The 6,097-nt window shown below is 46.7% G+C and carries 4 protein-coding genes; all 4 read right to left on the minus strand.

The window, feature by feature from the left end:
• Complete coding sequence (oppB, locus tag CAG64_RS04520; protein WP_021704173.1) at positions 1-921, minus strand: oligopeptide ABC transporter permease OppB; 921 nt, start codon at positions 919-921, stop codon at positions 1-3.
• A 118-nt stretch (positions 922-1,039) separates the two neighbouring features.
• A complete protein-coding gene (locus CAG64_RS04525) occupies positions 1,040-2,671 on the minus strand; it encodes an ABC transporter substrate-binding protein (RefSeq protein WP_021704174.1) in 1,632 nt (543 codons plus the stop codon).
• Positions 2,672-3,233: 562 nt separating this feature from the next.
• Complete coding sequence (locus CAG64_RS04530; protein ID WP_161447646.1) at positions 3,234-4,067, minus strand: mechanosensitive ion channel domain-containing protein; 834 nt, start codon at positions 4,065-4,067, stop codon at positions 3,234-3,236.
• 235 nt (positions 4,068-4,302) lie between these two features.
• Entirely contained in the window at positions 4,303-5,502 is a 1,200-nt protein-coding gene (locus CAG64_RS04535; RefSeq protein WP_161447648.1) for a type III PLP-dependent enzyme, read from the minus strand.
• Positions 5,503-6,097: the final 595 nt, after the last annotated feature.

The following is a 6,097-nucleotide window of genomic DNA, read 5'->3' on the forward strand; positions in this document are numbered from 1 at the left end:
TTAGTAACGAATTTTCGGGTCAATCGCTGCAAGCAGAATATCCACTACTGCGTTAAACAGAATGAACAGGAAACCAATCAGAATGGTTACACCCATAACCAGTGAGTAGTCACGGTTAAATGCAGCGTTTACAAACAGTTTGCCGATACCTGGCAGACCGAAAATAGTTTCAATAACAACAGAACCGGTAATGATACCGACGAAGGCCGGGCCCATGTACGACACAACAGGAAGCAGTGCAGGTTTCAGCGCGTGTTTCAGGATGATGTAACGGTAGCTCAGACCTTTTGCACGTGCAGTACGGATAAAGTTACTGTTCAGCGTTTCAATCATTGAACCACGGGTAATACGTGCGAACGTCGCCACGTATAACAAGGACATCCCTAATACTGGTAACGCCATGTACTTGAAGGAGCCGTCCAGCCAGCCCCCGGCGGGCAGCCACCCAAGGTTGATCGAGAATAGATAGATGAGAACCGGAGCCAACACGAAGGATGGCATCACCACCCCGAGCATGGCGGTCGCCATGATGGTGTAATCAAGCCAGGTATTTTGCCGCAAAGCCGCGATCGTCCCGACGGTGACCCCCATAATAAGGGTGAAGATAAACGCAACGAAGCCCACTTTCGCTGAAACAGGCAGGGCATCAGAAATCAGCTCGTTTACCGTGAAATCTTTGTATTTAAACGAAGGACCAAAATCACCGACCATAATGTTGGTCAAGTAAGTGGTGTACTGCTCGAATACTGGTTTATCAAGACCGTATTTAGCATTGATGTTTGCCATTACCTCAGGAGGCAATGGTCGCTCACTAGAGAACGGGTTACCTGGTGCGAAACGCATCAGAAAGAAAGATATAGTGATCAAAACCAACATGGTTGGGATCGCTTCAAATATCCGTTTTGCAATGAATTTAATCATAAACTCACTCTTTCAGTCTGTGACAATTTAAAATGAAGAAAGACGCTGCATGTGCGTCTCTATCATTCGATAGCACATGCAGTGTCTGGATTATTTATAATTTTTTTGCTGAGTAAGGTTACTTAGCTTTGATGTACAGATCTTTGGAGAAGATCTTGTCTTCCGCGTTGTTCGCTGGGTAACCACCAACAGTTGGCGATACCAGACGCGACTTCACGTATTGGTAGATTGGTGCGATAGGCATATCGCGAGCCAGAAGTTTCTCTGCGTCAGTGTACAGCTTCTCGCGCTCAGCTTCAGAGGTTGTCGCCATCGCTTTTTCCATCACGCCATCGTACTCGTTGCTGAAGTACTTAGGATCGTTAGAGCTGTTGTTTGACTGCATCAGAGACAGGAATGAAGACGCTTCGTTGTAGTCGCCACACCAACCAGCACGAGTGACGTCAAAGTTACCCTGACGACGCGTGTCCAGGTAAGTTTTCCACTCTTGGTTTTCCAGTGAAACGTCTACGCCCAGGCTCTTCTTCCACATAGACTGGATAGCGGTCGCAATCTTCTTGTGGTTTTCAGAAGTGTTGTAAAGCAGCGTGAATTTCAGTGGGTTGGCGCTGTCGAAGCCCGCTTCCGCCAGCAGCTTCTTCGCCGCTGCTTCACGCTCTTTCTGAGTCATCTTGCCGTAAGCAGGCATTTCCGGGTGGAAACCTGCAGTGATTTCAGGCGTCAGGAAGTAAGCCGGTTTCTGACCTTGGCCCAGAATCGCTTTTGAAATGATGTCGCGATCGATAGCGTAAGACAGGGCCTTACGGACGCGAACGTCATCAAAAGGTGCTTTCTTGTTGTTGAAACCGTAGTAGTAAGAACACAGGTTACCCTGTACCTGAACAAAATCAGGGTGCTCTTTTTGCAGACGCTTGAAGTGCTCAATTGGCAGTTCGTTTGTGATTTGGATTTCACCGGACAGGAAGCGGTTCATTTCAGCCACTTGGTTCTCGATTGGCAGATAAGTGACCTTATCAAGCACAGTGTGCTCGTTGTCCCAGTAGAACTTGTTGCGTTTCAGTTCGATACGCTCGTTCACAACCCAGTTGTCCAGTACAAATGCACCGTTCCCAACGAAATGTTCAGGTTTGGTCCATTTGTCGCCGAATTTTTCTACCGTTGCACGGTGAACTGGTTTAACAGTGGTGTGGCCCATCATCTTCACGAAGTAAGGCAGCGCTGTTTCCAGTTTGATCTCCAGTGTGTTCGCGTCCAATGCTTTAACACCCAGAGTCTCTTTGTCTTTTTTGCCAGCAATAATATCGGCAGCATTTTCCATGGTGGTCATTTCCAGGTACCACGAGTATGGAGATGCTGTTGCTGGATCCACGGCACGCTTAAAGCTGTACACAAAGTCTTCAGCGGTTACAGGATCGCCGTTAGACCATTTTGCGTCTTTGCGTAGGTGGAAAGTGAAGGTTTTGTTGTCTGTCGTTTCCCAGCTTTCTGCAACACCAGGGATGGTATTGCCGTCCGCGTCCTGGTTTACCAAGCCTTCCAATAGATCACGGATAACGTGCGATTCTGGCACACCCTCAGTTTTTTGAGGATCCAGAGACGCAACTTCAGTACCGTTACCACGGACTAATTCCTGAACATCGGCGAGTTTAGTACCAGCTGGAACATGTGCTGCGAAAGTTGCCGTAGAAGTGGCGGCCACTGCAAGACCGGCACCGAGAAGCAGTGCCTGAGTGATTTTGTTCTTATACATGCGTAAAACTCCAAGTTTTTATTTTGCATCCATGACTTCCTTGTAGAGTTCACCAGAACGGCTAGTGATTTAGATTTCTTTAGCGCAAATACTAAAAATAAAAACCTAAAGGCCCTACAAAGATTGGGGCACACATTAGCAATCATTGAAGCAATTTGCCATAAAAATGTAGCAAAAAGCGGTTTAATATTACGTTTTCGTCAAGTTTCTGGTCAAAAAGTCTGCTAAAAATCTAAACTCCGCATTTTTGGATTATTTAGATAGTACGGCTCAGAGACTCATGCCGAATTGACTAAAAAATAACGCTTAATCAGCATTATCATCTGCCCACTTGCAACAAATTTAACATTTTATTTACTCAATTGGCATCCTGCTTTTATCATCGTCCGCCAGTTTAAGCACTAATTGTGAGCATTATCACCGTCTGTATCCTTCCGCACCTATGCCACCGTGCGCTTACTCACACAGTGACATAAAACGCTTCAATATCAAGCGTCTGTTGACGGGACAGCACACATAAAAAAGCGCGGGCATTGCCCGCGCTTTTCTTCCACTCAAAGTGCTAGTCGACTTGATGTAAATGCACATCCATCTTACGAAACGGTATTTCGATGCCATTGCTATCCAGAGCTTCTTTGACAGCCAGGTTAAGGTCCCAGAACACAGGCCAGTAGTCAGAACGCTTGACCCAAGGACGCACAATAAGCTGTACCGATGACTCCGCCAACGCGTTGACTCCGATCTTAACTTCCGGCTCTTTCAACACGCGAGGATCACTTTCGACCACCTCACGCAGCACCTGTTGAACCTGTCTCAGATCCGCCTTGTAGGAAACCGCAAACACAAAATTGATCCGACGGGTATCGTAACGGGAGACATTGGTGATCGGGCCTTTCATGATCGACGAGTTCGGTACCACAATCATCTTGTTGTCGCCGGTTTTCAGTATGGTTGAGAAAATCTGAATCGCCTGCACCGAACCCGAAACACCAGCAGCCTCAATGAAGTCGCCCGACTTAAACGGACGAAACAGCACAATCAAGACCCCGGACGCGAAGTTGGACAGTGACCCTTTCAGAGCCAAGCCCACCGCCAGACCTGCCGCACCCAGTACAGCAATGATCGACGCCGTCTCAATACCAATCCGGCTCAGCACCGCAACCAGCACAAAGGCCAAAATTCCATAGCGAACAATACTGGAGACAAAGCTGGTAACGGCCTTATCCACCCCCTTTTGACCCAACAACTTTTCAACCGTAGCGGCGATGGTTTTGCTGAGCATACTCCCCACAATCAGGATCAGCAGAGCGGCAATCACATTGACGCCATACTGAACCAACAAGCCTGAATGACTGACCAACCAGTCACTCACCTGATTTACAGACTCAACGGCCATCGTTTTTCTCCAAACAGAGCAATTTATATTGCTGATATTATTAACGATTATTGTTTCTGCTTACATGCAATTTGTTAAGCGCGCAGACAATATAGCAAAGCTTATCGAGCGCAAAGTAAAAAGATGAGACAAGTGGTAAAAATGCATCCCAGCCATCGCTGCAACGTGGAAATAACGTGCAAAAACAACAACGCTCACCGGAGTGAGCGTTGACGAGCAGATACATTGAGTGGCATTAACCAATCAGGCGAGCATTGATCTCCGTCTCTTCATTAAACACCACGGTTTGAGCACGTTTAAAGAAGTTAAAGTCAGTCGCCGTAGCGCTGGTGTAAGCGCCCATCATACGACCAATCACCAAATCACCGTTGTCCAGTTTCGGCAACATCACGTCTTCGGCAATCACATCAATACTGTCACAAGTTGGGCCAGACAACACGCTAGGGATCAGCTCACCACCCTGTTTGAGAGTCACCAGTGGGTATTGCGCGTCATCGAACATCAAACCGCTGAACGAACCATAAATGCCATCATCCAAGTAGTACCACATCTGACCTTCTCGCTCCGCTTGCCCCATCACAGATGCAACACTCATGACCGCTCGGGCCACAATAAAACGCCCCGGCTCTGCCAGAACCTGAACGGTTTCAGGTAATTCGCTCAACGCCTGATTGATCGGCATACAAAATTGATCAATGGGCATCACCGCTTCGCTGTAGCTAACCGGAAAACCACCACCTATATCCAGTGTGCTCAGTGCAGGTAAACCACGTGCGACCACTTGCTCCATCACCATTTTACAGGTTCGGATCGCGTCCACGTATTTTTGCGGATTAGTGGTTTGCGATCCCACATGAAAAGACAAGCCTTTCACACGGATATTCCACGCCTGCGCCGTTTCGATAATGGTCAGCGCCTGATCAGGTGAACAGCCAAATTTTTTCGACAGATCGGCGAACGCTTCTGAATTTCGAAAACTCAGACGCACCAGCAGTTCAACGTCGTCACTGTAAGCCTTGAACTTTTCCAGCTCATTGAGGTTATCAACCACAAAGACATGACAGCCATACGCCAAGGCATCGCGAATATCCGCGTCGCGTTTAATCGGGTGAGTATGAATGGTACGCTCAGCCGGAACCCCTTCCTGTGCCACCAGCTCAACCTCACCTGTGGTGGCCAAGTCAAAACTGGCTCCTTCTTGCATCAGGGTTCTGACCACGGCCGGATGCGGTAGCGGCTTCAAAGCAAAGTGCAGTGTCACAGTTGGCAGCGCGCTATGCAGCGCACGGTATTGCTGACGAATGACATTGCAATCAAGCATTAATAATGGTGCGCCAAATTGCTCCACCGAGGTTTCGATAAGTGCAATGTCATCCGCCGACAGCGTTGGAGAAGTGAAAGATTGAAAATTCAGAACTGAGTGTGCGTGAGCCATGGCAAACCTCTAATATAAAGGCACCTTCCATCGGCAATATGATGAAAAGTGGAGCGTCAAAAAAAGCGCGGATGCGCAGTCAAAGTCACTCTTGGATAGTTGCTCTATCGCCTTGCCACAAAACCAGCTGTGATGTACTCGGATTGGCTATCATCAAGAAGCACGGCGATAGTAAGGTCATCCCTCACCAGGCGCAATAAAAAAGCAGCCATTTGAAAGCAAAACATTTTTATGGTTTTGATAACCATTTTTAATCCTGAGTATACAGGTCGTTGGTCTCAAACATCCCAGAGTGAACATTCCCGAATCGGCATATTTTTTCTCTTGGGCAGAAAACATGAATATACCAAGCAATCCTAATATAAACCGAACTAATAAATTAACCATGTAACATTAAAAATAAAATTAAAATTTTAAAATCAGTAATAAAGACTTAATCGTTAAAAGAAAGAGACGCCGGTTATTATATTAGTATTTGGTAAATATCACGTTATCCTTTTTATTCAAGACAATGGTAAACATTAGAGTAGAAGACGCGTTAGTACACCAGCACTAAAATTAAATACACTGATAAATCTTACTCATAAACAAACAC

The organism is Vibrio sp. V38_P2S17PM301 (assembly GCF_009904845.1).
In the GTDB taxonomy this organism is placed as follows: Bacteria; Pseudomonadota; Gammaproteobacteria; order Enterobacterales; family Vibrionaceae; genus Vibrio; species Vibrio proteolyticus.

What these genes read in the sequence shown, in the direction of transcription:
- oppB (WP_021704173.1), bottom strand. Translation starts at nt 921, where the DNA reads ATGATTAAATTCATTGCAAAACGGATATTTGAAGCGATCCCAACCATG.
- CAG64_RS04525 (WP_021704174.1), bottom strand. Translation starts at nt 2,671, where the DNA reads ATGTATAAGAACAAAATCACTCAGGCACTGCTTCTCGGTGCCGGTCTT.
- CAG64_RS04530 (WP_161447646.1), bottom strand. Translation starts at nt 4,067, where the DNA reads ATGGCCGTTGAGTCTGTAAATCAGGTGAGTGACTGGTTGGTCAGTCAT.
- CAG64_RS04535 (WP_161447648.1), bottom strand. Translation starts at nt 5,502, where the DNA reads ATGGCTCACGCACACTCAGTTCTGAATTTTCAATCTTTCACTTCTCCA.